Raw genomic sequence first — 24,952 nt, forward strand, 5'->3', positions numbered from 1 at the left:
TCCATCGAAGGTGGGGGAGCGCGCGAGGTTGATAAATGAAGGCGATGCGGCCGTCAGAGGAGAACGCGGCCGCATCGCCGAGTTGGCGGCTGCCCATCGCGCCGGGCTTAGCCGGCATTCGCGCCCGCGACAGCACGAAAATGGGCGGCCACCCAGCCGCTCTTAGAACCGGTGACGCAAGCCCAGGGCGATGGCCTGGGGATCGGCGCCGGGACCGGCGGCAGGCGCGCCGGTCACGCCGAAGTTATAGGAAGCAGCGGCGTCGTTCTTGATCTTGGTCCAGTGCAGGTAGCCGTCGGTGCGCTTGGAGAAGCTGTAGGCGTAACCCAGCGCGTACTGCTTGGCGCCCAGGCCGCTGGTGGAGCAGGGCCCTCCGGTTGCCAGCGTGCAGGAGCCCTCGTCGGCATCGCTGTAGGACACGCTCACTCGGTGGTTGGCGAAACGATGGGTCGCCGACACCACCCATGCGTCCCGGTCGAACGCGGTCACGCCGCTGGCGGGAACGCTGGTCTCGTAGTCCAGGTTCTCCCACACCGCCAGGAACTCGGTGCTGCCCCATCTGCCGTCCCACCTGTATCCCGCGCCGACCTTGTTCGCCGTGTCCTCGGAGGACCCGGCGGTGGGCACGGTCCCGGCGACGATGGAGTTCAGGCCGAACACGTCGTCCCGGCGCTCGTAGGCATAGGTGAGGAAATAGGGCCCCTGCTCGTAGCGGACCTGCAAAGATACGACCGAGGGTTTCAGCGTCGGGGTTTTCTGTTCGCGGGCCCCATAGGCGATTTCTCCGGAGAATCCGTTGAACACCGGGCTCCGGTAAAACACCATGTTGTTCAGCCGGGCGTCGAATCCGGCGTTCTGCTGAATCGTCCCACCGGCATTGCCGCCCACGGTGATTCCGGACACCGCGTTCACGCTGGCGACGTTGAAGCCCGGGCTGCCCAGGATGCCCTTCTGGGTGGCGACGCCGGTCGCGTAGAAGGGATCTTTGCCCTGCACCGCGCGCTTGTAGGGGCTGTCGTGGTTGCCGGCGAAGAGGAGGGTACCCCAGTTGCCGGTCAAGCCGGCATAGGTATCCCGGCCGGCCAATGTGCTCGTACCGCCGTCCATGGCGATGGCCGACTCGATTTGCCAGACGGCTTTCAGCCCGCCGCCCAGGTCTTCGGTACCCCGGAAGCCGATATTGGAAGAGTTGGACGAGACCCGGTCCCGGCGGGCGCTGTTGACCCCGGTTCCGGCGGGAACCAGGCTATTGAGCGGCACCCCGGCCGCGGTCGCGCCCTCCCGCTTGACGAGTTCGTAATCGACGTTCAACGTGCCGTAGATCGTGACGCTGCCCGACTCGCGTCCCTTGTGCAGGGCGTCGTGAGGGGTGCTTTCCGCTTCCGCCTTTCCCTGGGCCAGCACGGCTGCGGGAGCAGCGAAAGCGCCCGCCACCGCCAACACCAGGACTTTCTTTTTCATCGAGCTGGTCATCATTCGTTTCTCCTCTGAGTGGGTTAATGGCCGCGTTGCCTCGGGCCGGGCGCATCGGACCTTCCTCCCCGGCGACACGGCTTTCGAAGCAACACCCGCGCGATGATCGTTGCTTTAGGTCTTAGGAATATCGCGAAAACATCTCAAAAACTTCTCACTCCCAGGAAACGCGATAAACGGTCTTACCACCCCCGGCACTCGCGTTCCTGGCCAACGGGGCGCGTCAAAGAACCGCCCCGTGATGAGCGCGCTGCGCACCCTCCGGCCCGGCATGGGGAGCCGCCCGTTCAGCACAGCGGCAATCTGGACAGGGCGTAGCCGTCGACGCCATCGGTGATCTGAATATCCCGCTCGAATCGGGTGATGCAGCGTTCCTGTTCGCGCGAGGCAGCCGGGGGGAAACCCTCCCGTCCCTCGACACCCCGTTTGGCCGCGCCCTTGCCGGATTCCGCGGGGCACAGGGGGATTTGGGACATGGCGTACCCGTCATAGCCGTCGGTGATCTGCATCTCCCGTTCGAGCCACGTGATGCAGCGTTCCTGCGGAACCGGCTCGGCGGTGCGTCCTTGATGGCGGTCGGCCGCGAGAACCGGAGCGGTAGCCAGGGTGGCGCCCAAGAGCGCCGCGGCATACGCGAACGAAGCCGCGTTTCGAGACCGTTTGGTCGACATGATTTTTCTCCTTGCGTTGACACGTGATCGGAAAGCCTGGGAAACAGGCGCGCATTGCGCGCCTACGTTAACTATCGACCAGAAAGGTCTCCGCATAATCGCAGCAAGCTCATTTTTTCTGGTCGCTGCGCGGAGGCGGGCCGGGGGCGCTTACGTCGGATGACGTTGCGGCCGACTGCGCAGAGCGGTGTCGCCGGAACTGAGGGCGGGCGTCTTGCTGGAATGGCCGGCGTTCGGTGCGACGACAGGAAGGGCGAAGCGGAACGTGCTGCCCAGCCCCGGGCTGCTTTCCACGGTTATGGCGACGCCGTGGAGCTCGAGGATGCGTTTGACGATGGCGAGCCCGAGCCCGGCGTGTTCGGAAGCGCCGGGACGCTCCTTCTCGGCGCGGTAGAACCGGTCGAAGATGTGGGGCAATTGCTCCGCGCTGATCCCGGTGCCGGTATCGTCGACTTCCACGATCACCCGGGCGCCGCGCGGGATCAGGCATACCCGGATGCGCCCGCCCGCGCCCGTGTGCTGCAGGGCGTTGTCGATCAGGTTTTCCAGCACGCGCTCGATGAGCCCGATGTCGGCCATGACCAGCGGGACGTCATCCGGCGCCTCCATGACGAGGGAACACCCTTGGGCGCTGGAGGTCAAGGAGAATTTCTGGATGACGTCTTGTACGAGATCGGAAAGCTGAAAGGGTTCCAGGTTGGGAATTATCTCGTTGGACTCGAGCTTGGCCAGGTCCAGTAAACGCTTGACCATTTTCGCGAGACCTTGCGTCTGCCGGATCGCGGTCTCTACGTAGAGACGTCTCTCGGAAGGGGTGAGCTTCGTCTCGTCGAGGAGGGTCTCCAGGTGGGCGTGCAGCGAAGTGAGGGGCGTCTTCAAGTCGTGGGCCAGGTGGGTGACCCATTCGCGCCTCGCCGCGTCGGTCTGGCGCAACGCCTGCATCTGGTCGACGATGCGCTGCGCCATCTGCGCGAAAGTGTAGCTCAGGCGCTGGAGCTCATCTCCAGGAGGGTCTTTGGTGACTTCCGGCAGCACCGGTGTTTTCGTGAACTGCGAGTTGCGGAAATCGTCCATGGCCGAGATCAGGCGCCGGAGCGGGCGGGTGATCAGGCCGATGCTTATAAAGGCCGCAGTAAACGCGACCACCACGCCGCTGAGGCTGACCAGAACGTATTCCTTGGCGGCGTAACTGCGCCGCAGCGCCCGCGTGGCGTCGTCCCGATCGGCTCCGCCGAGGATCACGTAAAGAAACGCCGTTTCTCCCGAGGGCAGGGCAAAAGGCGCGACGGAGAACACGCTCTTTCGCCCGGGATCCCTGGGATTGTCCCCAAGAATCGGGAACGCGGGCTCGGCCGAAAGCATCTGCCGGATCGGCGCGAGGGAGACGTGGGTCAAGGCGATCTGCCCGGGCGGCAGCGACGACATGAGGATGCGGCCACGCTCATCGAGGACATAGATCTCGACGTCGCGATTGACCTGCGCCAGGTGGTCGAGGGCGCCCTGCAACTGAGCGAGATCGGCGAGACTTCGCGGCGCCAGGACGGATTCGGTCAGGAAATTGGCGGCCAGCGCCCGGTTGACGAACTGGGTGATCTCCTGATGGTACGTATCATGGAAAAGGCGCGCCGCAACGAGGAACAGCGCGCTTATCGCGCTGCACAGGATGAGCAGGACCGCTACCAGCTTGGCTTTGAGAGTCGGGAGCCCGAGCGGCGGACGGGTCATACCTGTTCGGATAGCTTATAGCCCGCGCCGCGTACGGTTATCAGGTATCGGGGTGAGGCCGGGTTGCGCTCGATCTTCGCCCGTAGCCGGTTTATCATGCAGTTGACTGCATGCTCGTATCCCTCGTGGCCATATCCCCAGACGGCGTCCAGGAGCTGGGCGCGCGTGTACACCCTCCCGGGGTTGCGCGCGAAATACAGCAGGAGGTCGAACTCCTTGGCCGTGAGCTCGACCGGCGTCCCGCCCACCGATACCTGGCGGCGGGACGGATCGATGACCAGGTCCCCGACCTGCACGGGTTCCGGGGCACCGTCCGCTTCGGGCCTGGAGAAGGCTTCGATGCGCCGGAACAATGCTTTCACCCGGGCGACCAGTTCCGCCATCTGGAAGGGCTTGGCGAGATAATCGTCCGCTCCCAGCTCCAGCCCCAAGACCCGGTCCAGGTCCGATGAGCGGGCGGTCAACATGAGTATCGGCACCCGGTTGCCGCTTGCCCGGAGCCGTTTGCAGACCTCCAGGCCGTCCATGGCGGGCAGCATCACGTCGAGGATGATGAGGTCGAACTGCCTCGTTTCCGCCAAGGCGAGGCCGGCGGCCCCATCCGAGACCAGTTTGACCTTGCAGGACAACTGATCGGCAAGCTGTTTGCCGACCAGTTGCGCCACGTCCTGCTGATCTTCGATGATGAGAACGCGCCAGGTGCGGCTACCCGGGTCTTTCGATGGGCTTGCGGCTGGAGAGCCATGGTGGATCATGGTGAATTCCATCTCATCGCTTGACGAAAGGAACGCGACTCACCATCCCCGCTTCGTAATGGCCCGGCAGGTGGCAGGCGAGGACGACATCGCCCTCGACCGGCTTGTCGAAACGCCAGGTAATCTCCTTGATCTCGCCCGGCTTGAGGGTCACCGCCGACGGATCGTCGGCGTGTTCCATGTCCGGCCGCTTTTTCATCGTCGCGGCGCGGGTGTGCTGGGAGGCTCCATCGCCGATGGAAAATCCGTGCTCGATTCTTCCCGCGTTTACGACAATGAAGCGGATGACGTCGCCTTGCTGGATTGTGAAAGAACGCGGGAACACGAACCGCATGTCGTCGGTCGCTTTGACAGGCACGATCCGGGTGGCCTCCGATGGCTGGGCCGGAGCTCCGAAGGAATGGCTTCCTCCGGAGCTTCCTTGAGCGACGGCCAAGCCGGAAAAGGCGAGGACGAGGAGCGCAACCGGCAATTTCATGTCGGCATCTTGAGCCCGGCCGATACGCGAACAAGGGCGAGTGTGGTTCCCACAAGCGCCTAGCATACGAACGGAACTTCGCATGATGTTCTCAGCGAGTTAGCACGCGATTCGCTCCAAGCGATATCGAGGTCACGCGCTCCCCTTACCGGCGTTGCCGGCGGCATAGCACGCCGGACCGGGGCCGTGCGAGGCGGCTCCGCTTGCAAAGCGGGGGCGCAAGAGAAACGGCGGAAAACGCCGCGCGCGCCGCGGCGATCCGCGGCGGGCCGGGCGCCTGCCCCGGAGGGTCGGGGTCAGGCTAGCGGCGGGCGTTTCGGTGGGGCGGGAGTGAGGCTGGAAAACCGGGCGGCTTCGATGGAGAAGCGGAACGGCGCGGCAACAGGGCCCCGTGCGGGCGCTGTTACCGGAAGGCCAGCCCAGGTGCACACCTGATGCTGGGATAGGACATTCTTGCAGGAAGGCGCTGGCGACGCTGGCTGGTCGCCTTCGCGATCGCCCGTTTCCACCATCGAAGCAATCGTTAGCGATGCGCTCGGGCGATAATCGATCTCATCCATTTGGTCCGCCGCGAACGCCTGAAGCGAAAGAATCAACAGGAGAAGGTGGATGAGAAACGTTCGGGTCGGCCGGTTCATGGTATTTTTTTGCTCCGACTGAGGGTGTGGCCGCCGGCCTTCGGGTCAGGGCGCTACTCGATGTCCTGCGCCCACCACGGGCCGAAGCGCCTGAGCTGCTCCTTCTGCTCCCTGGTGAGTACCCCTTCGAGCTTGTCGTGGGCTTCGAGGCGCAATTGCAGGTGCTGCTGGCGCAGGTCCTGGAGCCTCTTGTATTGCTCCTGGATGGCCTTGTTGTCGCGCTTTTCGGCCCAGAGCAGGTTGGCCAGCTTCTGCCGCTCTTCCATCATTCTGCCCATCAGATCCCACTGCTTCCTGCGGACTTCTTCATGGATCCCCTCGATCTTCTTGCGCTGGTCGTCGGTGAGATTCAATGTGCCGAGGGGACCGTAGCCCATCATGCCAGGCCCCATCCCCATGCCGGGCCCATAGCCGCCCATCATCCCGGGGCCCATCATTCCCATCCCCATGCCTGGGCCGTAACCACCCATCATGCCACCGCCCATCATGCCGGGACCCATGCCCATTCCGTAACCGGGGCAGTAACCGCCGCCCGGCCCATACCCGCCGCGGGGCCCTGGACCGTATCCGCCCATCATGCCCGGACCCATGCCCATCCCGGGTCCCATCATGCCCGGCCCCATGCCGTAGCCGCCCTCTTGATGTCCTTGAGCCAGCGCGGTTGCGCCCAGCGCGGCGACCCCGGCGAGCGTCCCGGCGGCGAGTGTCCTGCGTACATCGATGCGTTTCATGGCAATGCTCCTTTTCGAGTACGAAGAGAAAAACAACGTGATGAGAGGCGCGCGAAAAGCGTTTACTGGTCGGATACTCGACATGGACGGAAAAAATACCGCATAACGACAACCGGCATGTTGATTTACATCAAATCGGAGCCCGGCAGACGCACCCGTCGGCGAATCCTTCATCGTTTGAGCGCGTCCCGCACCCGTTCGAGGCGCGCCCGCACTTCCTTGCCCAGCGTGTGCACTTCGGGCTTGTCCACCAGCTTGAGCACCGCTTCCGGATCCATGAAGCCGACCCAGATGCGGCCGTCGTCTTCTTCGCGCACGACAACATTGCACGGGAGCAGCAGCCCGATATCGGGATCGGCGTCGAGCGCCCGGTGGGCGAGCGGCGGATTGCAGGCGCCCAGGATGCGGTAGGGCTTGCGGTCGATGTTGAGCTTGGCCTTGAGCGTCGCCTTCACGTCGATGTCGGTGAGCACGCCGAAGCCCTCCTTCTTGAGCGCTTCGGCCACGCGCTCCACCACGGCGTCGAAGGGGCCGTCTACCGTGAGGTTGAATCCATACATCGGCGCCTCCTTTCCTTTGAAAGATCAATTCATTCTAATATTCTGATGGACGAGCGGCAATTGGCGAGGGTCCTCGAAATGCCTGACGGACGCTCGGCCCTCTCAATAGATCCCTCGCCGTGCCTTCCGCTGCGCTATCTCGCTTGGCGGATCGACGTGATGGCGTAGCCGCCGGCCTTTTTCTTTCCCAGCTCGAATTCCACTTTCATGCCGGGTTTCAACCCTTCCAGCATCGCTTTGTCCGCCACCTCAAAATCCATCGTCATCTGGGGCCACTTGAGACTGGGGATCGGGCCATGGGTTACGTTCACCATGCCACGCTCGGCATCGACCGTGTTGACCAGGCCGGTGGCCTTGTGGGCCTCCGCGCCCTGCATCGGCATGCCCGTGCCGCCATGGTCCTTCTGGGACATGCCGCCGTGGTCTTTCATTTGCGCCGCGGCCTCCGGTGCGGCGCCGGTGTATAGCGCCGCGAGGATGACGCCGAAGACGATCGCTTTCATGGAAATCTCCTTTTCGCCTTTGTTCCCCTTCTGGCCGGGGCTTGATGCGAGAGCGCGTGTTGCGTTCTTGCACCTTTTCCGCCCGGTCCGGGCGTCAGTTCTGCTTCGCCTTCTCGAAGTCCACCCTGGCCGTCATGCCCGCCCGGTGGTGGTTGTCGTGGAAGCAGGCGAAGACCACCTTGCCGTTGATCGGCTTGTTGAACTTCCAGATGATCTCCTTGGTTTCGCCAGGGGCGAGGGTGACCGCCGCCGGATCGCCCTCGTGCTTCATGCCGGGCATTTTTTCCATCATTTTGGCGTGGGCCCGCTGGGTCGCCTCGTCACCCAGAGAGAACTCGTGGGTAAGCCTGCCCGTATTGGTGATGACGAAGCGAATGGTCTCGCCCTGTTTGATGGCAGGCAGATCGAACAGGAACTTCATGTCGTCCGTCGCTTTGATCTCGATCGTTCGGGTGACTTCATGGGGCTTGCCCGGTTCGCCGAAACTGTAAGCGCCGCCGTGGCCGCCGGAATGAACGCCTGCGGCGGTCACGGCCGTGCTGGCGCCGAGCAGTACGAGGGATGCGATCGTGCGTTTCATGGGCTCTCCTTTCACTGTTGCGGGTTGAAACCGGCCATCAGCTCCCGGGCGCTTTTCTCGTCCAGCTCCCAGGCGACCGTGCCTTTGGGGTGCTCGTACCAACCGGGGTCCGAGTAATCCCCCGGCTTCTGGTCGTCGCGGACCTTCACCACGGTGAACATGCCGCCCATTTCGATGGGGCCGAAGGGCCCTTCGCCCGTCATCATGGGCAGCGTGTTCTCCGGCAGGGGCATCATGTGGGCCATGGCCGCCATGTCCTGCATCTCCGCCATGCCGTGCTCGCCCATGGGCATGTAATGCTTGCCCGGCATGAGATCCGCCAGGCGCTCGGCGGGCCTGGACTGGTCCACGCCCAGCATGTTGGGCACGCCGTGGCCCATGGGACCCATGGTGTGGTGGGGCTTGTGGCAATGGAACGCCCAGTCGCCCGGGGCCTCCGCCACGAACTCCACCACCCGGATCGCGCCCACCGGCACGTCCACGGAGGTTTCCGGCCAGCGGGCGCTCTCCGGGATCCAGCCGCCGTCGGTGCCGGTCACCCAGAAGCGGGTCCCGTGGATGTGGATCGGGTGGCTGGTCATGGAGAGGTTGGCGATGCGCACCCGCACCCGTTCGCCGGTGCGGGCCACCATGGGATCGATGCCCGGAAACGTGCGGCTGTTGAAGGTCCAGATGTTGAAATCCAGCATCTCGGAGGGATCCGGGGTGTAGGTGCCGGGATCGAACTTGTACGTGGCCAGGATGAAGCAGTAGTCCCGGTCCACGCGCCGCTCCTCCGGGTGGCGCGGGTAGACCACGAACATGCCCATCATGCCCATGGCCATCTGCAACATCTCGTCGGCATGGGGGTGGTACATGAAGGTGCCGTTCTGCTTCAGCGTGAACTCGTACACGTAGGTCTTGCCCGGCGGGATCTGGGGCTGGTTGAGGCCGCCCACCCCGTCCATGCCGTTGGGCAGGAAGATGCCGTGCCAGTGGATGGTGGTGTGCTCCTTCAGCCGGTTGGTGACGTAGATGCGCACCCGGTCGCCTTCCACTGCTTCGATGGTGGGGCCGGGGGAGGAGCCGTTGTAGCCCCACAGGTTCGCCACCATGCCCGGCGCGATCTCCCGCTTCACCGGCTCGGCGACGAGGTGGAACTCCTTCACTCCATCCTTCATGCGAAAGGGGAGGCTGCGCCCGTTCAGGGTGACCACGGGCCGGTACGGCGCCCCGGCGGCGGGGGCGGGCGGCGGCTGGGTGCGGGCCTCCGGCGCCGTCCTGGCGGCCGCGGCCGCCTGCTTGAGCAGGGCGATGCCCAGCGCGGCGCCGCCGCTCGTAGCGAGAAAACGTCTGCGATCCATCGTGTCACTCCAATTTCAGTGTTGGCCGGCGTGGGCGGCGCCGGTTTTGAGCGTTTCCTGGGGCGCGGCCGGTTCGGCATAGTTGAAAGCGACGGGCTGCGGCAACTCGCCGCCCACCGCCTGTTCCAGGTCCAGGGTGGCGATCCAGAAGTCCCGCACCGCTTCGAGGTATTGCTTGCGCGCTTCCAGCTCCTCCCGCTTCGCCTCGATCAGGTCGTAGACGCCCACCAGCATGCCGTTGTAGTGCTTGAGCGTCTCGTCCACCAGCGCGGCCTTCACCGGCAGCACGGTGGCCCGGTAGCCGTCGGCCCTGGCGTAGGCGAGCCGCAGGCGCGCCTCCCGCTCAGCCACCTCCGCCGCCACGCTCCGGTGGATTTCCAGCAGTTCAAGCTCCGCCTTGGGTACCGGTGCCGGGAGGCGGTAGAGGTTATCCGGCGCGAGGAGGGGTAACCGCACCCGGGTCTCGGGCAGCGCAGAGGCATAGCCGGTGGGGTTGTCGGCCCGGAACCGCTCTTCGGCCCGGCGGGCATCCAGCCGGTTCGCCCAGGCGAAAGCCGGCAATCCTTGCCACTGGGGCAGGGTGTCGGGTAGCGCGGGAAGCCCCGCGGTCTTCAAGGGACGGCTGCCCGGCACGAGGCTCAAGCGCCGCGCCAGCTCCCGCTGAGCGTTGGCGAGGGCGACCCGGGCGAGGTCCCGCTCGAGGGTCACTTCGGCGAGCTGAACACGATGAGGAAGCGTTTTGAGGAGGCTGGCGTTGCCCGCCTTCCGCTGGCCGTCCCCGAGCTCCGCAGCGGCCAGGGCGGCCTCGGCCAGTTGCTCGGCGTGGGGCGCGAGCGCCTCGGCGAGGGCGAGATCCAGGTAGGCTCCGGCCACTTCCCGGCTCACGGCCAGGGCCGTCCGGGCCACCTGGGCGCGCAGCTCGTCCGGGGCGCGCAAGGGTTGTGTCGCCGTGGCAAGCGGCAGGCCGAGAAAATCGCTGCGCACCTGCAAGGGCGCCGCCCGGGAGGCCAGCAGGCCCGATTGCACCAGGGCGGAAGGCGTGATCCCCAGTTCCCGGTACTCCCGCAGGAGCTCGGCGTTGGTCACCAGGGCGATGCGGATCGCGTCGTGCAGCGTCAGGGGCCCGGCGAGCAGGGCTTCCACCGCGGGCTCGACGCCGCGGGCGTAGGAGCCTCCTTGCAGGTTGGGCAGGCGGGGGCCGCCTGCCCGGTCTTGCGCCGCTTCGGCCGGAGGGAAGCCGAGGGCGGCGGCCAGAGCGACGGCCGCAAGGGCCAACGCTCCGCGAGGGATTTGCGACATAAGCTGACTCCCATTTCCAGTTGAAACCGGCTCCGCGCTGGACGTGGAGCAGGAGGAGGGCGCGAATCGTCGCGCCCCGGGGCGGCGGTTTCAGCCGCCCGACGGAATGGGGTTCAGAGGAGGGGTGGCCGCTGGAAGGAGGCGAGAAAGACCGGCCGGGGCGCGAGCACCGCCAGGGTCGGCTGGGCGTCCGCGATCACCGGGCGGGCCGTGACGGTCGCCGCGGGGAGGGCCGGCGCGCTGCACTGCTGGCATAGGCTGCAGCCGTCGCAGGCGGGCAAACCCCGGGAATCCCCGTCCTGGGAAGCGGGCGGGTCCGCGGCGGGGCTTTGGTGATCAAGGCCTTGGGAATCGTGGGGCACCCCGTGGTGGGCCAGATGGACGGTGTGCCAGCCATGATCGGCGGGGGGGCCGCCGTTTCCGTGGGTGCCGCAGAAGGGCATCGCGATGCCGGCGAAGCCCTGGGCGGGCAGCCAGAAGGCCAGCAGCAGGAGGACAATGCGTTTCATTACATTACAATGGACACGGGCGGCAGTATACGGCAGTGGCCTCGCTTCGGGCAAACATGCTCGTAGACAGGAGGACATCGGCCGAGTTCCTCGATCCGCAAGGATTCTCAAGCGTGCCAGAGGAGTACAGGAGTCAGCCATGGAACCCAGCATCGATCCGTTCTTCGAGCGGCAGTACAACGCCCGGGCGGCGATTCCCGACCATCCCCAGATTTTCGCCCGCTGGGCCGAGGCGTCCGCGCGGGTGCGGGCCGAATGGCCCTGCGCCCTGGACGTGCGCTACGGCAAGGGGGAAAAGCAGACCCTGGACGTGTTTCTGTCCCAGGGGCCGAGCCGGGCGCTGTTCGTGTATTTCCACGGGGGCTATTGGCGCTCCCTGGACAAGAGCGATTTTTCCTTCCTGGCGCCGGCCCTGGGGGAAGCGGGCGTCACCGTGGCCATGGTCAACTACGATCTCGCGCCCAAAGTCGCGGTGGCCGACGTCGTGGAGCAGGCGCGGGAGGCGGTGGTGTGGCTGCTGCGCAACGCCGGCGACTACGGCGCCCATCCGGGCAAGCTCTTCGTCGCGGGCCATTCCGCCGGGGCCCATCTGGTCGCCATGCTGTACGTCACCGACTGGGACCGGGTGTACTCGGGGCTGACCCCCAAGGTGATCAAGGGAGGCCTGGCGGTGAGCGGGATCTACGACCTGGCGCCCCTGGTGGAAACCAGCATGAACGCCGACCTGCGGCTCACCGCGGAGGCTGCCCGGGCGTTGAGCCCCGTGTACATGGAACCGCGGGTGAAGGCTCCCCTCACGGTGGCGGTGGGAGGGGAGGAGAGCAGCGAATTCCGGCTCCAGACGGAGTTGCTGGTGGAGCGCTGGAAGGAGAACCTCCAGATCGAAGAGGTGCCCATGCCCGGCTTCCACCATTTGAACGTCATCGAGGAGCTGGGCCGCAAGGGATCGGCGCTCCACGCCGCGGCGATCCGGCTGATGGGTTTGGACCGGGAGGAAGAGAAGGAAAAGCCCGAGGAAGAAGAGGACGAGTGGGAGGACGACTGACGGCCAGTTCCTTCTTTCCTCTGTGCCTCTGTGGTGATTATTTGCTTTGCTTGAACGCCGGCATGATCTCCCGGGCGAAGAAGCGCATGCCCTCCAGGGGCGGAATCGGCTGGATCACCAGGTGCTCGACGCCGGCGGCCCCCCAGGCGCGGATGCGCTCCACGCAGCGCTCCACCGGCCCCCACAGGTTCTCGTTGAGCACGTCCGCGGGCGTGGGCGGCACGGGAAAACGGTGGGCGCGCTCTTTCGCGTAGAGCACGCTCCATTTTTTAACCTCCTCGTCCGGGAGACCCGCCAGGCACACGGTGGAAGTGGCCATGGGCAGGCGCCGCCCGCCGGTACGGCGGCGCATGTCCTCGGCGTACCCGGCCACGGTCTCGGGCGGCTTGGAGTAGAACAGCCAGGCGTCGCCCAGCTCGGCGGCCAGGTCCCGGATCGCCGGCGAGTCCCCCGGCACCCAGATGGGGATATGGGGCTTCTGCACCGGCTTCGGCTCAAGATAAGCTTCCTCCAGCCGGTAGAAGCGGCCGTGGAAAGTCACTTCCGGCTGAGTCCACAGGGCCTTGGCGATGAGGAGCGCTTCCCGCAGCCGGGCCACCCGGTCCCCGTGCTCGTCCCAGGGAAGCCCGTAGCTCACGCTCTCGTGGCGGAACCAGGCCGAGCCCAGGGAGTAGATGAGGCGGCCGTTGAACATGACGTCGAAGGTGGCGGCCATCTTCGCCATCACCGCGGGATGGCGCAGGGAATTGTTGAACGTGTGGCCGGCGAAGACGACCCGGTGGGTGAGGGCTCCCAGAGCCGAGAGCACGGTCCAGTTCTCCAGCATCGGCGTCTTCTTTTCCATGTGGGCGTTGATCACGTGGTCCGGCAGCCAGACGCTGTCAAACCCCAGGGCTTCCGCCTCCAGGGCCATCGTGCGCGCGTAGTCCCAGCCCTGGCCCTGGGCCCCCATTTCCCCCTGCACCGCCAGCCTGACGCCGAACTTCATGGGTTTTCTCCCTAGCCGATGCACCCGTTAAATACTATTGTAAAAAACTATTTTGTGCAATAACGAAATAGCGGTGCTAAGATGCGCCTGTCACCGCTGTTTTTTCTCATGTCCGGTCGCCGCCCGCCCAGGAAAAATTCGGGCGCCACTCCCCCGGCGCCCCTGCCCAGCCCGCCCGCGCGGCGAAGGCGCTCGGCCGTTTCCCGGACCCGCTCCCAGCCACCCCAGGATCGCGCGGACGGGCATGACCGGCGCGTGCACGAGGTGCTGCGCAAGTTTCGCATCGTGTTCAAGTCGTCGGTCCAGCACTCCCGCTGGGTGGAGAGCCACTGCGGCGTGAGCGCTCCCCAGCTCTGGGCGCTATCGGAGCTGGCGAAGCGGCCGGGGCTGCGCGTCGCCGATCTCGCCCGCACCATGTCGCTGCACGCGTCCACCGCCAGCAACCTGCTGGACAAGCTGGAGCAGCGACGGCTCATTGAGCGTGTCCGCGATCGGGCGGATCAGCGGGTGGTCCGGCTGTTCGCCACCGATGCAGGCTTGCGGCTGCTCAAGGACGCGCCGGGACCCGCCATGAGCCTGCTGCCGGAGTCCCTGTACAAATTGCCGGACAAGGTGCTGGAAGACCTGGATCGGGCAATGACCCGGTTAGTGGCCAACCTGGGCGTCAAGGACGAAGGGGCCGGCTACGAACCGATCAACCTGCCTTGAGGAGTGCCTCTGATGATGGAACCCGCGGCTGCGACGTCCAGGCTCACGCTTCGCGGTCTCCGCGTCCGGGTGGTGAACGTGCGGATGACGCGGTCCCTTGCCACCGGGGGGCGGCCGGATTTCGACGGCGCCGCTAGTGCTGATCGATCTGTTGACCGAGTTCTCGTAGGGTGCGCCTCGGCGCACCGCGCACCCAGCGTCGTTTCAGTGCGTTTCGCTTCGCTTCACGCACCCTACGGGCATAAAAGCGGGTTGTTTGTCATTCCGCGGTCGGGGAGCTAGCCCAACTTCCACAGTTCGCGGGTGTGAATGTTGGTAGATCAGGGGCTTAAGGTCCGCAGTTGGCACTACATTTCGACGGTCTGTGGCGCGCGAAGGCGCTCAGGCAGGGTAAGGCCCAGACGGTCAATGAGTAGCGCTTGACTGCGATCGGGGTGCACGACACAGCGAATCTTGAGTTCGCGCCTCGAACCATCCGCCAAGGGCAGCACGACATCGGCGCTGGTGATGCGCGAGAGTTCGGTGAGGATCGTGCGTGGCGAATCTCCCAGACCTGCGCGCGGTTGCCACTGTTGCAGCGTCTTCCACAGCGCGTAGCCCAAGAAGCACACCAGGATGTGCGCTTGAATGCGTTCGGCCTTCTGATGCCAGATGGGGCGAATTGCCAGATCGGACTTGTGAATGCGGAAGGCCGCTTCGGCTTCGGTGAGCTGGAGGTAGGTCTTCCAGAGCTCTTCGTCGCTCCACTCGTGCACGTTGCTGCGCAGGATATAAGTGCCCTCAGAGAGGTTCGCCCACTCGTCCCACTCGGGATGGGCGCGCCATTTGAGCCGCAGGCCCGAGTCGTGGGTATCGTCGTCTTCGAGGGCGATCGAATAGCGGGCCGCGGCCCGGGCGTTACGCTCCAGCAGCTGCCCGATCTGGCGTTCGAGCGCTCTGCCATCCAAGCGGCGTTTGGCTTTGGCGATGCGCCGTGCCATGCGCTCCAGCCGTACCTTACCGAGCTGCACCGGCACCGCATCGGCGCCGTCCTCGGCGGCAAACAGATCGCGCTGCGCGCTCTGCGCCCCGCCGGTGATTGAGCGCGCCAGCACCTGCGCCCGCGTCCGAGCCTCAGCATCAAGTTCCCTCAGCTGCGCCACCGTCTCCTGCACCGCCTCCCGGCCGTGACGCACCGAGCGCACCAGGCGCCAATACACGTGGGTCTTGCCGTTCTTCCTGTGCGCCTGTGTGCCGAAGGTACATGAGCACATTCTCACGAAGCACCCAGGATCAGCCCGCGCCTGCGCCTGGCCGCGCGCCACTTCACTCTGAAAACGAACTGTTGCGGCCGCGCTACAGCCGGCCACTATCGGCAAAAATTAAAGGCAACTGTGGAGGTTGGGCTAGCCGCCGGCCTGGCGGGCCGCCCGTTCGTCGCCGGGGATCAGCCGGCCGAGGCAGCGTCGGACCCAGCGGGCAGTGAGCTTTTCCTGTAGCGCGTTCTGGGACAGCCTTGAGGCGAGGCAGGCGAAGCTCACGTGATCGAGCGGCTGGTCCTGGTTGAAGCAGGAGAAGACCACTTCCTCCCGGCCGGTGGCGGGGTCCCGGTGCAGTTGCAGGCACTGGCCGCAGATCTCCTTCATCATGCACTGCATCGGCGAATTGATGGAGCCGATGGCCCCGTGGCCGGGCTTCAGATACGGGGCGAGACACCCGGCGCGCGCCTGGGCGACGGCGGCCATCATGCGCTCCGAGCCGATGGCGATGATACGGTCCACTGCCGAGAGGGGCGGCTGCGGCTCCCCCAGCTCACCCCGGGCGTAGGCCTCCATCGCCTGCACGATGTTCCCGACGAAAGCCCGGTCCTGGAGCCGGCCCGGAATGAACCCGGGCGCTTCATCACAGCACCAGACCACCGTATCGGCCGCCGCTTCGATCCGCTCCACGTGGTATCGGTCGGCGAGGCGCTTGTAGCCGGCGAAGTAGAGCACGCGGCAGCCGTTGGCGCGCAGCGCCTGGCCGATGGAGAACAGCACCGCGTTGCCCAGGCCCCCGCCGGCCAGCAGCACCGTCTCGCCCGCGGGGATCTCGGTCGGGGCGCCGGTGGGCCCCATCACCACCACCGGCTCCCCGGGCTTGAGCAGCGAGCACACGTCGGACGATCCTCCCATCTCCAGGACGATCAGCGACAGGAGCCCCTTTTGTTCATCGACCCAGGCGCCGGTGAGGGCGAGCCCCTCCATGGCGAGGCGCGTCCCGTCGGCCCGGGGCGCGTACGCCTCGAAGTTCTGCAGGCGATAGAACTGTCCCGGGCGGAAGCGGCGGGCGGCCATGGGCGCGCGGACCACCACCTCGACGATGGTGGGCGTCAGGCGGTGGACCGCGTGCACCGTGGGCCGAAGCTCTCGATTCAGCGTGGCGAGCAAGGTCTCCGGCGCCACCGGCTCGGGCGACCGCGCCCTGAGCCTGCCCGTGACCACCGGATAGCCCTGCTTCGCGCCGGCCATGGCCTTGACCACGTTGCCGGCGTAGGACGGGTGCAGGTCGCCCCAGAAGCTCATGGCCCGCCCGTCGGGAAACAGCGCCATGAGCACATGGGGTTTCGCCGGCTTGGGGCTGCGCTCCGGCGCGACGGGCCGCCCCTCTTCGTCGAAGGCTTGGTAGTAGGCGCCGTCCAGGGGCGGCAGATGCCCGGGAAGCTCCCGCGCCAGCACGGTGTTCGGCTGGGTGCCGGCGGCGATGAGCACGGTGCGCGCCGCAAGCGCCACCTCGCCGCCGTCGCCGGCGCGCTTGAGCCGTAGCCCCCGGGCGGCGCCGAAATCGTCGGTGAGGACCGCCACCGGCTGCAGGTTCTCGGCGAAGCGCACGCCTTCCTCCATGGCCTTGCGCACTTCCTCGTGATTGAGGCGGTAGCTCGGCGCATCCGCGAGCCGCCGGCGGTAGACGAGGGTGACGCCGCCCCAGGCGTCCAGTAGTTCCCGCAGGCAGGGGGCGCGCCCTTCCCGGGCGGCCGCCGCCCGTTCGGCGCGGATCGACCGGGCGTGGGCGATGAACTCCTCCGCGATGGCCGCGTCCTCGGCGCTCCAATCGGCGCGCACCGCCTCCTCCCCCTGCTCCGCCGCCAGGATTTCGTAGCGGGAAAGGAACTTCTCCACCTGCACCGGGTAGTAGGCCAGCGTCTCGGTGGCGGCGTCGATGGCGGTCAAGCCCCCGCCGATCACCACCGCCGGCAGGCGGATCTGCAGATTGGCGATGGAATCCGACCGGGCCGCGCCGGTCAATTGCAACGCCATCAGGAAATCGGAGGCCATGCGCACGCCCCGGGCGAGGGCGTTTTCCATCGGCACCACGGTGGGCCGGCCGGCGCCGGTGGCAAGCGCGATGTGATCGAAGCCCAGGGCCAGCGCGTCCTGCGGCGTGAAGGTGCCGCCGAAGCGCACCCCGCCGAAGAGGGCGAAACCCGGTCGCCGCTCGAGGAGCAGGCGCACGAGCTTGAGGAAGTTCTTGTCCCAGCGCACGGTGATTCCGTATTCGGCCACCCCGCCGAAGCCCGCCATCACCCGCTCGCTCAGGTCCTCCCACAGGGCGCCCACGTCCCGGATCGGATGGAACGGTACTCGCCGGCCGTCCGGCGTGACGCCGGAGAGGGACTCCGGCAGCGGCTCGATCTTCAGGCCGTCGATGGCCACCACCGTGTGGCCTTCGTTCAGCAGGTGGTGGGCGAGGTTGAAGCCCGCCGGTCCCTGGCCCACCACGAGCACCTTGTAGCCCGTCTCGGGGCGGGGCACCGGCCGCGTGAGATGAAGGGGCGCCCAGCGGGTGAGGAGGCTGTAGAGCTCGAATCCCCAGGGCAGTGCCAGAACGTCCTTCAGCACCCGCGTTTCGATCTGGGGAATGTCCACCGGCTCCTGCTTCTGGTAGATGCACGCCTTCATGCAGTCGTTGCAGATGCGGTGGCCGGTGGCGGCGGCGAGGGGGTTATCCACCGTGACGATGGCGAGCGCCCCGAGGGAGGCCCCATGGGCCTTGGCGAAATTCATCTCGGAGATTTTCTCTTCCAGCGGGCAGCCGGTGAGGGCGGCGCCGAGGGCGTTGACGCGGAAGCCGCCCCCCTTGTCCCGCAGCCCCACGGAGCAGGAGTCCTTGGACTGGCCGTGGCACCAGAGGCAGTAGTTCGCCTGATCGAGGACCGCCGCCTCGCCCATGCCGGAATCGGTGAGGTGGAACCCGTCGCGCCGGCGCAGATGGGCCTCGCTCATGCGCAGGGGCGCGATCGCGTCGGCGGCTTCCGGCGCCGCCTCCACCAGCCGCGCGGGATCGAGCCTGGCGGGGACCTTGAACAGCGTGCCGGCGGCGTGGCGTGAGCGTCCGGCGGCCGTGCGCACCGCCCAGGCGCTGTAGCGTTCGGCGAGCGCCAGGGCGGCCTCGTCGCCCTCGGCGAGCCAGCGCTCCACGTGGCGCGCGAACGCGGCCTCCGAGAAGGCTTCTCCCATGCGCTGCTCTAGCGTCCGCGCCAGGGCCGTCCCGTCCTCCCGTTCCGCCTCCTCCGGAGAGCGGGCATGGAGCGCCCGGCGCTGCACGAACTGGCGCTTGACCCGGTAGATCTGTTGCGCAGCCTCGTGCTGGGCGTTCAGGCGCGCGACTTCCGCCTCGATGCCGAAGAGCCGTCCGAGAAAGGCGTCCAGATGCGGGGCTGCGTCCACCAGAAGCCGGGAGTACTGGAATTTGGTGATCGCTTCGGGGCGCGCCCGGGCCGCGACCAATTGCTCGTACACCTGTGGCGCGCTGCGCCGCAGATGCTCGAGAAAAAGCCGGTCGATGCGCTCGATGCCCGAGCGCTCGTAGAGGTCGGAAAAAGTCAGACCGAAAGCAAGCTTCAGTGTGTCCATATCCATGTTTGCTGGTCCATTGGACGCTGCGATGTGCCGCCCGTTCGCCGGTGCACCCGATTCGGCGGGCGGTGCGGCGCGCCCCACGGCCGCGGTTCCTGGCGCGACATCCCGAGAGATTCCCCAACGGGATCAGTATACGGGCCAGCGCAAGCGGCCGCGCCCTGGTGAGCCGTTCGGCCCATGCGTCGAGCGCATGGTCCCCATGCCTTGCAGCCGGTTGACGAGATATCCCAGGGACGTAAGGCTAATCCAAAGAAAATAGGCCCGTAAACCCGTATTCCGAATCGCCGATGCCGCCATGACGCTGGAGGCCATACAGACCGCTGGAAAGGACGAGGACGCAGCCCGGAGCCCAGCGGCTACCGCGCGGGTGGTGTTTACGCCCTCGGGGCGGCGCGGGGAATTTCCGGTGGGCACTCCCGTGCTCACGGCCGCCCGCAGCCTGGGCGTGGACTTGGACTCGGTCTGCGGCGGCCGGGCGGTATGCGGCCGCTGCCAGATCATTCTCTCCACGGGCGAATTCGCCAAGCTCAAGATCACATCCGCGGCCGGACATCTCAGCCCGCCCGGCGAGACGGAGAAGAAGTACGCGCGCCTCAAGGGGCTGAAGGAAGGGCGGCGCCTTTCCTGTCAGGCCCGGCTTCTCGGGGACGTGGTGATCGACGTGCCGCCCGACTCGCAGATTCACCGCCAGATGGTGCGCAAGCGGGCGGACCCGATCCGGGATCTGAAAATCGACCCGGTGGTGAAGCTTTACTATGCCGAGCTGCCGCGCCCCAGCATGGCGGACCAGACCTGCGATTTGACGCGGCTCAAGAAGGTGCTGGAGCGGGAGTGGGGGCTTGCCGGCCTGGAAGCCGATCTCGCCTTCCTGCAGCGGCTATCGCCCGCCATGCGCGCCGGCAACACGTACGGAGGCGACTGGAAGGGCACGGTGGCGGTGCGGGAGGGCAAGACCCTGATCGCCGTCTGGCCCGGCTTCAAGGAGCGGATCTACGGCGTGGCGGTCGACGTGGGAACCACCACCATCGCGGGCCACCTGTGCGATCTGGGGACGGGAGAAGTGCTGGCCAGCGCCGGAATGATGAATCCCCAGATCCGCTTCGGCGAAGATCTAATGAGCCGCATCTCCTATCTTCAGCAGAACGAGGGCCAGGCGCAGGCGCTTACCGCAGCGGTACGGGAAGCGTTGAGAAGCCTCGTCGCCCAGGTGGCCGAGGAGGCGGGCGTCGCCCTCGATGACGTGGTCGAGATGACGGTGGTCGGCAATCCCACCATGCATCACCTGGTGCTGGGGATCGACCCCACCCAGCTCGGCATGGAGCCTTTCCCCCTCGTTGTGGATACCGGGGTCACCGTGCTCGCCCGGGATCTTCAGCTCAATCTGAATCCAGGGGCCCGGGTTTATTTCCTCCCGTGCATCGCCGGGCACGTGGGCGCCGATACCGCCGGCGTCATTCTTTCCCAGCAGCCCCACGCGGGCAACGAGCTGACGCTCATCATCGACGTGGGCACCAACGCCGAAATCGTGCTGGGCAGCCGTGACCGGCTGATCGCCGCTTCTAGCCCCACCGGGCCCGCCTTCGAAGGCGCCCAGATCAGTTGCGGCCAGCGCGCGGCGCCCGGCGCCATCGAGCGCGTGCGCATCGACCGGGAAACCCTCAAGCCCCGGTTCAAGGTGATCGGCGTGGAGGCCTGGTCCGACGAGCCGGGATTCGAGGAGGCTGTCGCCAAAACGGGTGTCACCGGCATCTGCGGCTCGGGCATCATCGAGGCAGTGGCCGAGTTGTACCTGGCGGGCGTGATCGACGAGACCGGACGCATGCTGGCCAAGGGCAAGGAAGTGAGGAACCATCCGCATTTCATCCCGCGCGGACGGGCGTTCGAGTATGTCCTGTACCGGAGCGGCGAGCGCGTGGTGAAGGTGGTGCCCGGCGACATCCGGGCCATCCAGCTGGCCAAGTCGGCCTGCTACTCGGGGGCGAAGCTGCTGATGGATGAAATGCGGGTCGACCGCGTGGACCGGATTTATCTCGCCGGGGCCTTCGGCAGCTACATCGACGTGAAGTACGCCATGGTGCTCGGCATGATCCCGGACTGCGATCTGGAAGGGGTCAGCTCGGTGGGCAACGCGGCGGGCACGGGTGCGCGCATTGCGCTGCTGTCCAGGGCGGCGCGGGAAGAAATCGAGCGGGTCATCCGGCGCGTGGAGAAGGTGGAGACCGCCATCGCGCCCAAGTTCCAGGAGTATTTCGTGGCGGCCATGAGCATTCCCAACGCGGTCGATCCGTTTCCACGCCTGGCGGCGGCGGTGCCGCTGCCCCCGCGCCAGGGGCGGGCGCCGGAGCGGAGCGATTAGGAGGCATCATGGCCCGCGACCTGCCCGTTTCGCCCCAGATCGGTCCCTATGCCGTGCCGGTGGAGGAAGGACAGACCTATCTCTGGTGCAGTTGTGGCCTGTCGGCCACCCAGCCCTGGTGCGACGGTTCCCACGGCGACAGCGGGTTCAAGCCTATCGCCTTCGTTGCCCCGATCACCGAAACGTTCTACATGTGCGGGTGCAAGCGTTCGGACAACAAGCCCTACTGCTTCGGCAACTGCCGCGGGCAGCGACGCTCCTCGATCCCCCTGCAGGCCGCCGTGGGCTGGGACGAGGGCGCATGAGCCGCGGTGCCACTGCCTATATGGGTAAATCCGACATCTTTTGCGTGATCGTCGAGCATAACCTGGTCGTTGCCCTGCGCCGCGCGGGGGAAGAGGCGGGCGAAGGGCAGGTGCCCGAGACGTCTTTGGACGTGGCGACGCTACTGGCCCAGCGGTTTCAATCCGGCGGCAGCATCGACGGCGTGTACTATTTCCGCGACCACCCGCGCGCCCGGGTGTTCGCCTCCCTGTGCCTGGATTTCGTGCGAAAGCTGGCGGAAAAACGCTTGCAGAGCATCGAAGGCCTACAGGCGGGGGCGGAGTACGCGTCGGGCATTCATTCACCTGCTTCCCGGCCGGCGCTGATCGAGTAGCTGCCGGTGGGCGTGCGCGTACGCTTCCTTGGCTCCGGAGACTCCTACGGGAGCGGGGGGCGGTTCATGACCTGCATCCTGGTGGAGGCCGACTCGACCCGATTCCTCATCGACTGCGGGGATTCGTCGCTCATCGCGATGAAGGCCCAGGGCGTCCATCCGAACAGCATCGACGCCATTCTCCTCACCCATCTGCACGGCGATCATTGCGCCGGAGTCCCGTTCCTGCTGATCGACGCCATGCTTCAGAGCAAGCGCGATCGCCCCCTCACCATCGCCGGTCCACGGGGCTTCATCGAGCGGCTGGACATAATCCGCGAAGCCCTGTTCCCGGGAAGTCACGGGATGAAGCCCAAGTTCCCGGTGGAGTGCCGGGAGCTGTCGTTTGGAGCAGCGAACCGCATCCTGGATTTGGACGTGACGCCGTGGCGGGCCGTTCATAATCCGGACACGCATCCAATCATGTTGCGGGTCCAGTGTGCGGGCAAGGTCATCGCGTACACCGGGGATACGGAGTGGACGGAGGACATCGTGGCGGCATCCCACGGAGCGGACCTGCTGATCGTCGAATGCTACTTCTACGAAAAGCCTATCAAGTGGCACATGACCTACGCGGGGCTGCGCCGGCACTTGAGCCGCCTGGCGGCCAAGCGCGTGGTGCTCACCCACATGTCGGAAGACATGCTGCGGCACGCGGCCTCCGTTCCCGAAACGTGCGCGTTCGACGGGATGACCATCGACCTGTAACGCCCTTCGGGCAGACGGGTTGCGTGGGGCTCATGCCCCCTTTGAAGCGGGCGCGAGCCTGGTCTCCTTGACACGCCCATCCCCTCGTCGATACATTGCAAGGAGCTTCAGGTACTGGGCCGGCGGCCGCCGACCCAGTGAAACGGGAAGCCGGTGCGTCCGGATCGATCGGGCAAAGCCGGCGCTGCCCCCGCAACGGTAAGCGAGTAAAGGGTCTGCATCAACGCCACTGCGCGACGAGCGCGGGAAGGCGCAGACCCGGACGGCTCAACACCGCTCCACTCGCAAGCCCGGAGACCGGCCTGGAGCGATCGCAGGGGGATCGCGGAGGGCGGTCCGACGGCGCCCGGCGGCTTTTCCAGCGCACGCTCCGTTTCATCCTTCCTCCGGATCCGTTCTCAATCACGTGAGGCCTGCCGCGGGTGTGCGCGCGGGCGGAGGAGAAGCGATGAAAAAAGCCTACGGGCCGGCGGGCTTGGCGTTGCTGGCCGTTTGCAGCGGATCTTTGGGGGCGGAGACACAGCCGGCAAAGGAGATGGTGGCCCTCGCGCCGGTGATCGTCACCGCCAGCCGCACCGCGGAGACCGCCGACGAGACCCTGGCGTCGGTCACGGTGATCACCCGGGAGGACATCGAGCGCAGCCAAGCGTTGTCCGTCCAGGAGGTGCTGCGGGGACTCGCCGGCATTTCCATTGCCAACAACGGCGGGCTCGGGAAGAGCACGTCCTTGTTTCTGCGCGGCACCGAGTCCGACCACGTGCTGGTGCTGATCGACGGCATCAAGGTCGGCTCGGCCACCCTGGGCCAGGCCGCGTTCCAAGACTTTCCCATGGAGCAGATCGAGCGCATCGAGGTGGTGCGCGGCCCCCGCTCCAGCCTGTACGGGTCGGAGGCTATCGGCGGCGTGATCCAGATCTTTACCCGCCGGGGAGGAGGGGCTCTCACGCCCTACTTCAGCGCCGGCGCTGGCACTCACAGCACCTCGTCCCTGGTAGCGGGCTTGCAGGGGGGCGGCGAGCGGAGCTGGTTCCACCTGGGCCTGAGCAACCTGGACACCCAGGGGTTCAACGCCTGCACCGGCAAACCGTTCCCGGGGGGCGCGGGCTGCTTCACCATCGAGCCCGACGCCGACGGCTATCGCAACCGCGCCGGCTCGCTGCGGTTGGGGCACCGCTTCGACAACGGCGCGGAGGTGGATTTCCACGCCCTGCGCGCCAAGGGGCAGAACGAGTTCGACGGCACTTTCGTCAACGAGTCCGAGTCGGTGCAGCAGGTGATCGGCGGGCGGTTGAAGTTTTCGCCCCTCTCCCGGTGGCAGGTATCCCTCTCCGCCGGCCAGAGCCGGGACGAATCGGACAACTTCCTGAACGGCGCATTCCGGACCCGTTTCGACACCCGGCGCGACCTGTTCTCCCTGCAGAACGACATCGCCCTGGGGACGAATCAGCTCGCCACCGTCGGCTTCGACCACCAGAACGACCGGGTGGACAGCACCACTGCCTTTCCAGTGACCTCTCGCCGCAACGAGGGATTTTTCGCCCAGTACTTGGCCCGGTTGGGCGCCAACGACCTGCAAGCGTCCCTGCGCCACGACGACAACGAGCAGTTCGGCGGCGAGACCACCGGCAGCGCGGCCTGGGGCTACGAGCTCATCAAGGGCTTGCGCTTCACCGCTTCCTACGGCACGGCGTTCAAGGCGCCCACGTTCAACGAGCTGTTCTTCCCCGGCTTCGGCAACCCTAACCTCCAGCCGGAGGAGTCCCGAAGCGTAGAGGTGGGGCTGGAAGGCATCGGGCGCGCCTGGCGCTGGTCCCTTCATGCGTACCAGACCCAGGTGGACAATCTGATCGCCTTCGACGCAGCTACCTTCCTGCCCCAGAACATCGACGAGGCCCGCCTCCGGGGGATCGAGGGCATCGCGAGCGGAACGGTGGCCGACTGGCGGATCGCGGCCCACGCCACCCTCCTGGACCCGGAAAACCGGAGCAGCGGACCGAACCGCGGGAAGGTGTTGCCGCGGCGGGCGGAGCAGTCCTTCCGGCTAGACGTGGACCGGGACATCGGGCGTTTCACCGTCGGCGCCACCGTGGTGGCGGAGGGCCGGCGCTTTGACGATCTGGCCAACACTCGCCGCCTGGGAAGTTACGCCACCTTGGACCTGCGGGCCGAGTACCGGCCCCACAAGGACTGGGCGGTGCAGCTCAAGGTGGGGAACGCGTTGGACAAGGAGTACGAGACGGCCGCCTTCTTTCCCCAGAACGGCACTAATGTGTTCGTCACCCTGCGCTACCGGCCCCAGGGCGGGTGA

At 66.5% G+C, this 24,952-nt stretch carries 22 protein-coding genes and 1 riboswitch; of the genes, 7 read left to right on the plus strand and 15 right to left on the minus strand.

The window, feature by feature from the left end; translation table 11 throughout:
- Positions 1–162: 162 nt before the first annotated feature.
- The 12 genes from ACUVYZ_RS01695 to ACUVYZ_RS01750 all read right to left on the minus strand — a co-directional run bounded on the left by ACUVYZ_RS01695 (position 163) and on the right by ACUVYZ_RS01750 (position 11,265).
- Entirely contained in the window at positions 163–1,476 is a 1,314-nt protein-coding gene (locus tag ACUVYZ_RS01695) for a porin (protein ID WP_439932699.1), read from the minus strand.
- A 284-nt stretch (positions 1,477–1,760) separates the two neighbouring features.
- On the minus strand, positions 1,761–2,144 hold the full coding sequence (locus tag ACUVYZ_RS01700; protein WP_439932700.1) for a hypothetical protein: 384 nt from the start codon (positions 2,142–2,144) through the stop codon (positions 1,761–1,763).
- A gap of 150 nt (positions 2,145–2,294) precedes the next feature.
- Positions 2,295–3,869 carry a sensor histidine kinase gene (locus tag ACUVYZ_RS01705; protein WP_439932701.1) on the minus strand — a complete coding sequence of 525 codons (1,575 nt, stop codon included), beginning with the start codon at positions 3,867–3,869 and terminating at the stop codon, positions 2,295–2,297.
- Positions 3,866–4,624: a response regulator transcription factor gene (locus ACUVYZ_RS01710; RefSeq protein WP_439932702.1), complete on the minus strand. Its 759-nt coding sequence runs from the start codon at positions 4,622–4,624 to the stop codon at positions 3,866–3,868. The genes ACUVYZ_RS01705 and ACUVYZ_RS01710 overlap by 4 nt, the downstream gene beginning before the upstream one ends.
- A gap of 13 nt (positions 4,625–4,637) precedes the next feature.
- The gene (locus tag ACUVYZ_RS01715; protein ID WP_439932703.1) at positions 4,638–5,096 is read right to left on the minus strand and encodes a cupredoxin domain-containing protein; all 459 of its coding nucleotides are present in this window, start codon (positions 5,094–5,096) and stop codon (positions 4,638–4,640) included.
- A gap of 697 nt (positions 5,097–5,793) precedes the next feature.
- Entirely contained in the window at positions 5,794–6,471 is a 678-nt protein-coding gene (locus ACUVYZ_RS01720) for a Spy/CpxP family protein refolding chaperone (RefSeq protein ID WP_439932704.1), read from the minus strand.
- 170 nt (positions 6,472–6,641) lie between these two features.
- Entirely contained in the window at positions 6,642–7,031 is a 390-nt protein-coding gene (locus ACUVYZ_RS01725) for a DUF302 domain-containing protein (RefSeq protein WP_439932705.1), read from the minus strand.
- A 134-nt stretch (positions 7,032–7,165) separates the two neighbouring features.
- The gene (locus ACUVYZ_RS01730) at positions 7,166–7,534 is read right to left on the minus strand and encodes a copper-binding protein (protein ID WP_439932706.1); all 369 of its coding nucleotides are present in this window, start codon (positions 7,532–7,534) and stop codon (positions 7,166–7,168) included.
- Positions 7,535–7,628: 94 nt separating this feature from the next.
- A complete protein-coding gene (locus ACUVYZ_RS01735) occupies positions 7,629–8,114 on the minus strand; it encodes a cupredoxin domain-containing protein (protein WP_439932707.1) in 486 nt (161 codons plus the stop codon).
- 11 nt (positions 8,115–8,125) lie between these two features.
- Complete coding sequence (locus ACUVYZ_RS01740; RefSeq protein ID WP_439932708.1) at positions 8,126–9,457, minus strand: multicopper oxidase family protein; 1,332 nt, start codon at positions 9,455–9,457, stop codon at positions 8,126–8,128.
- 15 nt (positions 9,458–9,472) lie between these two features.
- Positions 9,473–10,756, minus strand: a complete 1,284-nt coding sequence (locus ACUVYZ_RS01745) for a hypothetical protein (protein WP_439932709.1) — start codon at positions 10,754–10,756, stop codon at positions 9,473–9,475.
- A 113-nt stretch (positions 10,757–10,869) separates the two neighbouring features.
- The gene (locus tag ACUVYZ_RS01750) at positions 10,870–11,265 is read right to left on the minus strand and encodes a hypothetical protein (protein ID WP_439932710.1); all 396 of its coding nucleotides are present in this window, start codon (positions 11,263–11,265) and stop codon (positions 10,870–10,872) included.
- Positions 11,266–11,404: 139 nt separating this feature from the next.
- On the opposite strand from ACUVYZ_RS01750, the gene ACUVYZ_RS01755 reads away from it, so the two are divergent.
- Complete coding sequence (locus tag ACUVYZ_RS01755) at positions 11,405–12,310, plus strand: alpha/beta hydrolase (protein WP_439932711.1); 906 nt, start codon at positions 11,405–11,407, stop codon at positions 12,308–12,310.
- Positions 12,311–12,347: 37 nt separating this feature from the next.
- On the opposite strand, the gene ACUVYZ_RS01760 is transcribed toward ACUVYZ_RS01755, so the two are convergent.
- A complete protein-coding gene (locus ACUVYZ_RS01760) occupies positions 12,348–13,298 on the minus strand; it encodes an LLM class flavin-dependent oxidoreductase (RefSeq protein ID WP_439932712.1) in 951 nt (316 codons plus the stop codon).
- Between the two features lie 255 nt (positions 13,299–13,553).
- Between ACUVYZ_RS01760 and ACUVYZ_RS01765 the strand changes: the two genes are divergently transcribed.
- Positions 13,554–14,006: a MarR family winged helix-turn-helix transcriptional regulator gene (locus tag ACUVYZ_RS01765; protein ID WP_439932713.1), complete on the plus strand. Its 453-nt coding sequence runs from the start codon at positions 13,554–13,556 to the stop codon at positions 14,004–14,006.
- Between the two features lie 347 nt (positions 14,007–14,353).
- Here the strand turns inward: ACUVYZ_RS01765 and ACUVYZ_RS01770 are convergent, their stop codons facing one another.
- Together ACUVYZ_RS01770 and ACUVYZ_RS01775 are read right to left on the minus strand one after the other, a co-directional pair.
- Entirely contained in the window at positions 14,354–15,205 is an 852-nt protein-coding gene (locus tag ACUVYZ_RS01770) for a hypothetical protein (protein WP_439932714.1), read from the minus strand.
- A 186-nt stretch (positions 15,206–15,391) separates the two neighbouring features.
- Positions 15,392–18,877 carry an FAD-dependent oxidoreductase gene (locus tag ACUVYZ_RS01775; protein WP_439932787.1) on the minus strand — a complete coding sequence of 1,162 codons (3,486 nt, stop codon included), beginning with the start codon at positions 18,875–18,877 and terminating at the stop codon, positions 15,392–15,394.
- 301 nt (positions 18,878–19,178) lie between these two features.
- Between ACUVYZ_RS01775 and ACUVYZ_RS01780 the strand changes: the two genes are divergently transcribed.
- The 5 genes from ACUVYZ_RS01780 (at position 19,179) to btuB (ending at position 24,952) form a co-directional block, all read left to right on the plus strand.
- Positions 19,179–21,239, plus strand: a complete 2,061-nt coding sequence (locus ACUVYZ_RS01780) for an ASKHA domain-containing protein (RefSeq protein ID WP_439932715.1) — start codon at positions 19,179–19,181, stop codon at positions 21,237–21,239.
- Positions 21,240–21,247: 8 nt separating this feature from the next.
- Positions 21,248–21,544, plus strand: a complete 297-nt coding sequence (locus ACUVYZ_RS01785) for a CDGSH iron-sulfur domain-containing protein (protein WP_439932716.1) — start codon at positions 21,248–21,250, stop codon at positions 21,542–21,544.
- The gene (locus ACUVYZ_RS01790) at positions 21,541–21,897 is read left to right on the plus strand and encodes a hypothetical protein (RefSeq protein ID WP_439932717.1); all 357 of its coding nucleotides are present in this window, start codon (positions 21,541–21,543) and stop codon (positions 21,895–21,897) included. The genes ACUVYZ_RS01785 and ACUVYZ_RS01790 overlap by 4 nt, the downstream gene beginning before the upstream one ends.
- 66 nt (positions 21,898–21,963) lie before the next feature.
- Entirely contained in the window at positions 21,964–22,644 is a 681-nt protein-coding gene (locus ACUVYZ_RS01795; protein ID WP_439932718.1) for an MBL fold metallo-hydrolase, read from the plus strand.
- 92 nt (positions 22,645–22,736) lie between these two features.
- Positions 22,737–22,964: riboswitch (cobalamin riboswitch) on the plus strand.
- A gap of 128 nt (positions 22,965–23,092) precedes the next feature.
- Complete coding sequence (btuB, locus tag ACUVYZ_RS01800) at positions 23,093–24,952, plus strand: TonB-dependent vitamin B12 receptor (protein ID WP_439932719.1); 1,860 nt, start codon at positions 23,093–23,095, stop codon at positions 24,950–24,952.

The sequence above is a fragment of the Pelomicrobium sp. P1 genome (assembly GCF_052805615.1).

Bases quoted from the DNA above. Each gene is read 5' to 3' on its own strand.
- ACUVYZ_RS01705 (WP_439932701.1), bottom strand. From the start codon at position 3,869: ATGACCCGTCCGCCGCTCGGGCTCCCGACTCTCAAAGCCAAGCTGGTA.
- ACUVYZ_RS01785 (WP_439932716.1), top strand. From the start codon at position 21,248: ATGGCCCGCGACCTGCCCGTTTCGCCCCAGATCGGTCCCTATGCCGTG.
- ACUVYZ_RS01775 (WP_439932787.1), bottom strand. From the start codon at position 18,877: ATGGACACACTGAAGCTTGCTTTCGGTCTGACTTTTTCCGACCTCTAC.
- ACUVYZ_RS01795 (WP_439932718.1), top strand. From the start codon at position 21,964: ATGACCTGCATCCTGGTGGAGGCCGACTCGACCCGATTCCTCATCGAC.
- ACUVYZ_RS01695 (WP_439932699.1), bottom strand. From the start codon at position 1,476: ATGATGACCAGCTCGATGAAAAAGAAAGTCCTGGTGTTGGCGGTGGCG.
- ACUVYZ_RS01750 (WP_439932710.1), bottom strand. From the start codon at position 11,265: ATGAAACGCATTGTCCTCCTGCTGCTGGCCTTCTGGCTGCCCGCCCAG.
- ACUVYZ_RS01780 (WP_439932715.1), top strand. From the start codon at position 19,179: ATGACGCTGGAGGCCATACAGACCGCTGGAAAGGACGAGGACGCAGCC.
- ACUVYZ_RS01725 (WP_439932705.1), bottom strand. From the start codon at position 7,031: ATGTATGGATTCAACCTCACGGTAGACGGCCCCTTCGACGCCGTGGTG.
- ACUVYZ_RS01730 (WP_439932706.1), bottom strand. From the start codon at position 7,534: ATGAAAGCGATCGTCTTCGGCGTCATCCTCGCGGCGCTATACACCGGC.
- ACUVYZ_RS01745 (WP_439932709.1), bottom strand. From the start codon at position 10,756: ATGTCGCAAATCCCTCGCGGAGCGTTGGCCCTTGCGGCCGTCGCTCTG.
- ACUVYZ_RS01760 (WP_439932712.1), bottom strand. From the start codon at position 13,298: ATGAAGTTCGGCGTCAGGCTGGCGGTGCAGGGGGAAATGGGGGCCCAG.
- ACUVYZ_RS01700 (WP_439932700.1), bottom strand. From the start codon at position 2,144: ATGTCGACCAAACGGTCTCGAAACGCGGCTTCGTTCGCGTATGCCGCG.
- ACUVYZ_RS01740 (WP_439932708.1), bottom strand. From the start codon at position 9,457: ATGGATCGCAGACGTTTTCTCGCTACGAGCGGCGGCGCCGCGCTGGGC.
- btuB (WP_439932719.1), top strand. From the start codon at position 23,093: ATGAAAAAAGCCTACGGGCCGGCGGGCTTGGCGTTGCTGGCCGTTTGC.
- ACUVYZ_RS01710 (WP_439932702.1), bottom strand. From the start codon at position 4,624: ATGATCCACCATGGCTCTCCAGCCGCAAGCCCATCGAAAGACCCGGGT.
- ACUVYZ_RS01735 (WP_439932707.1), bottom strand. From the start codon at position 8,114: ATGAAACGCACGATCGCATCCCTCGTACTGCTCGGCGCCAGCACGGCC.
- ACUVYZ_RS01720 (WP_439932704.1), bottom strand. From the start codon at position 6,471: ATGAAACGCATCGATGTACGCAGGACACTCGCCGCCGGGACGCTCGCC.
- ACUVYZ_RS01790 (WP_439932717.1), top strand. From the start codon at position 21,541: ATGAGCCGCGGTGCCACTGCCTATATGGGTAAATCCGACATCTTTTGC.
- ACUVYZ_RS01755 (WP_439932711.1), top strand. From the start codon at position 11,405: ATGGAACCCAGCATCGATCCGTTCTTCGAGCGGCAGTACAACGCCCGG.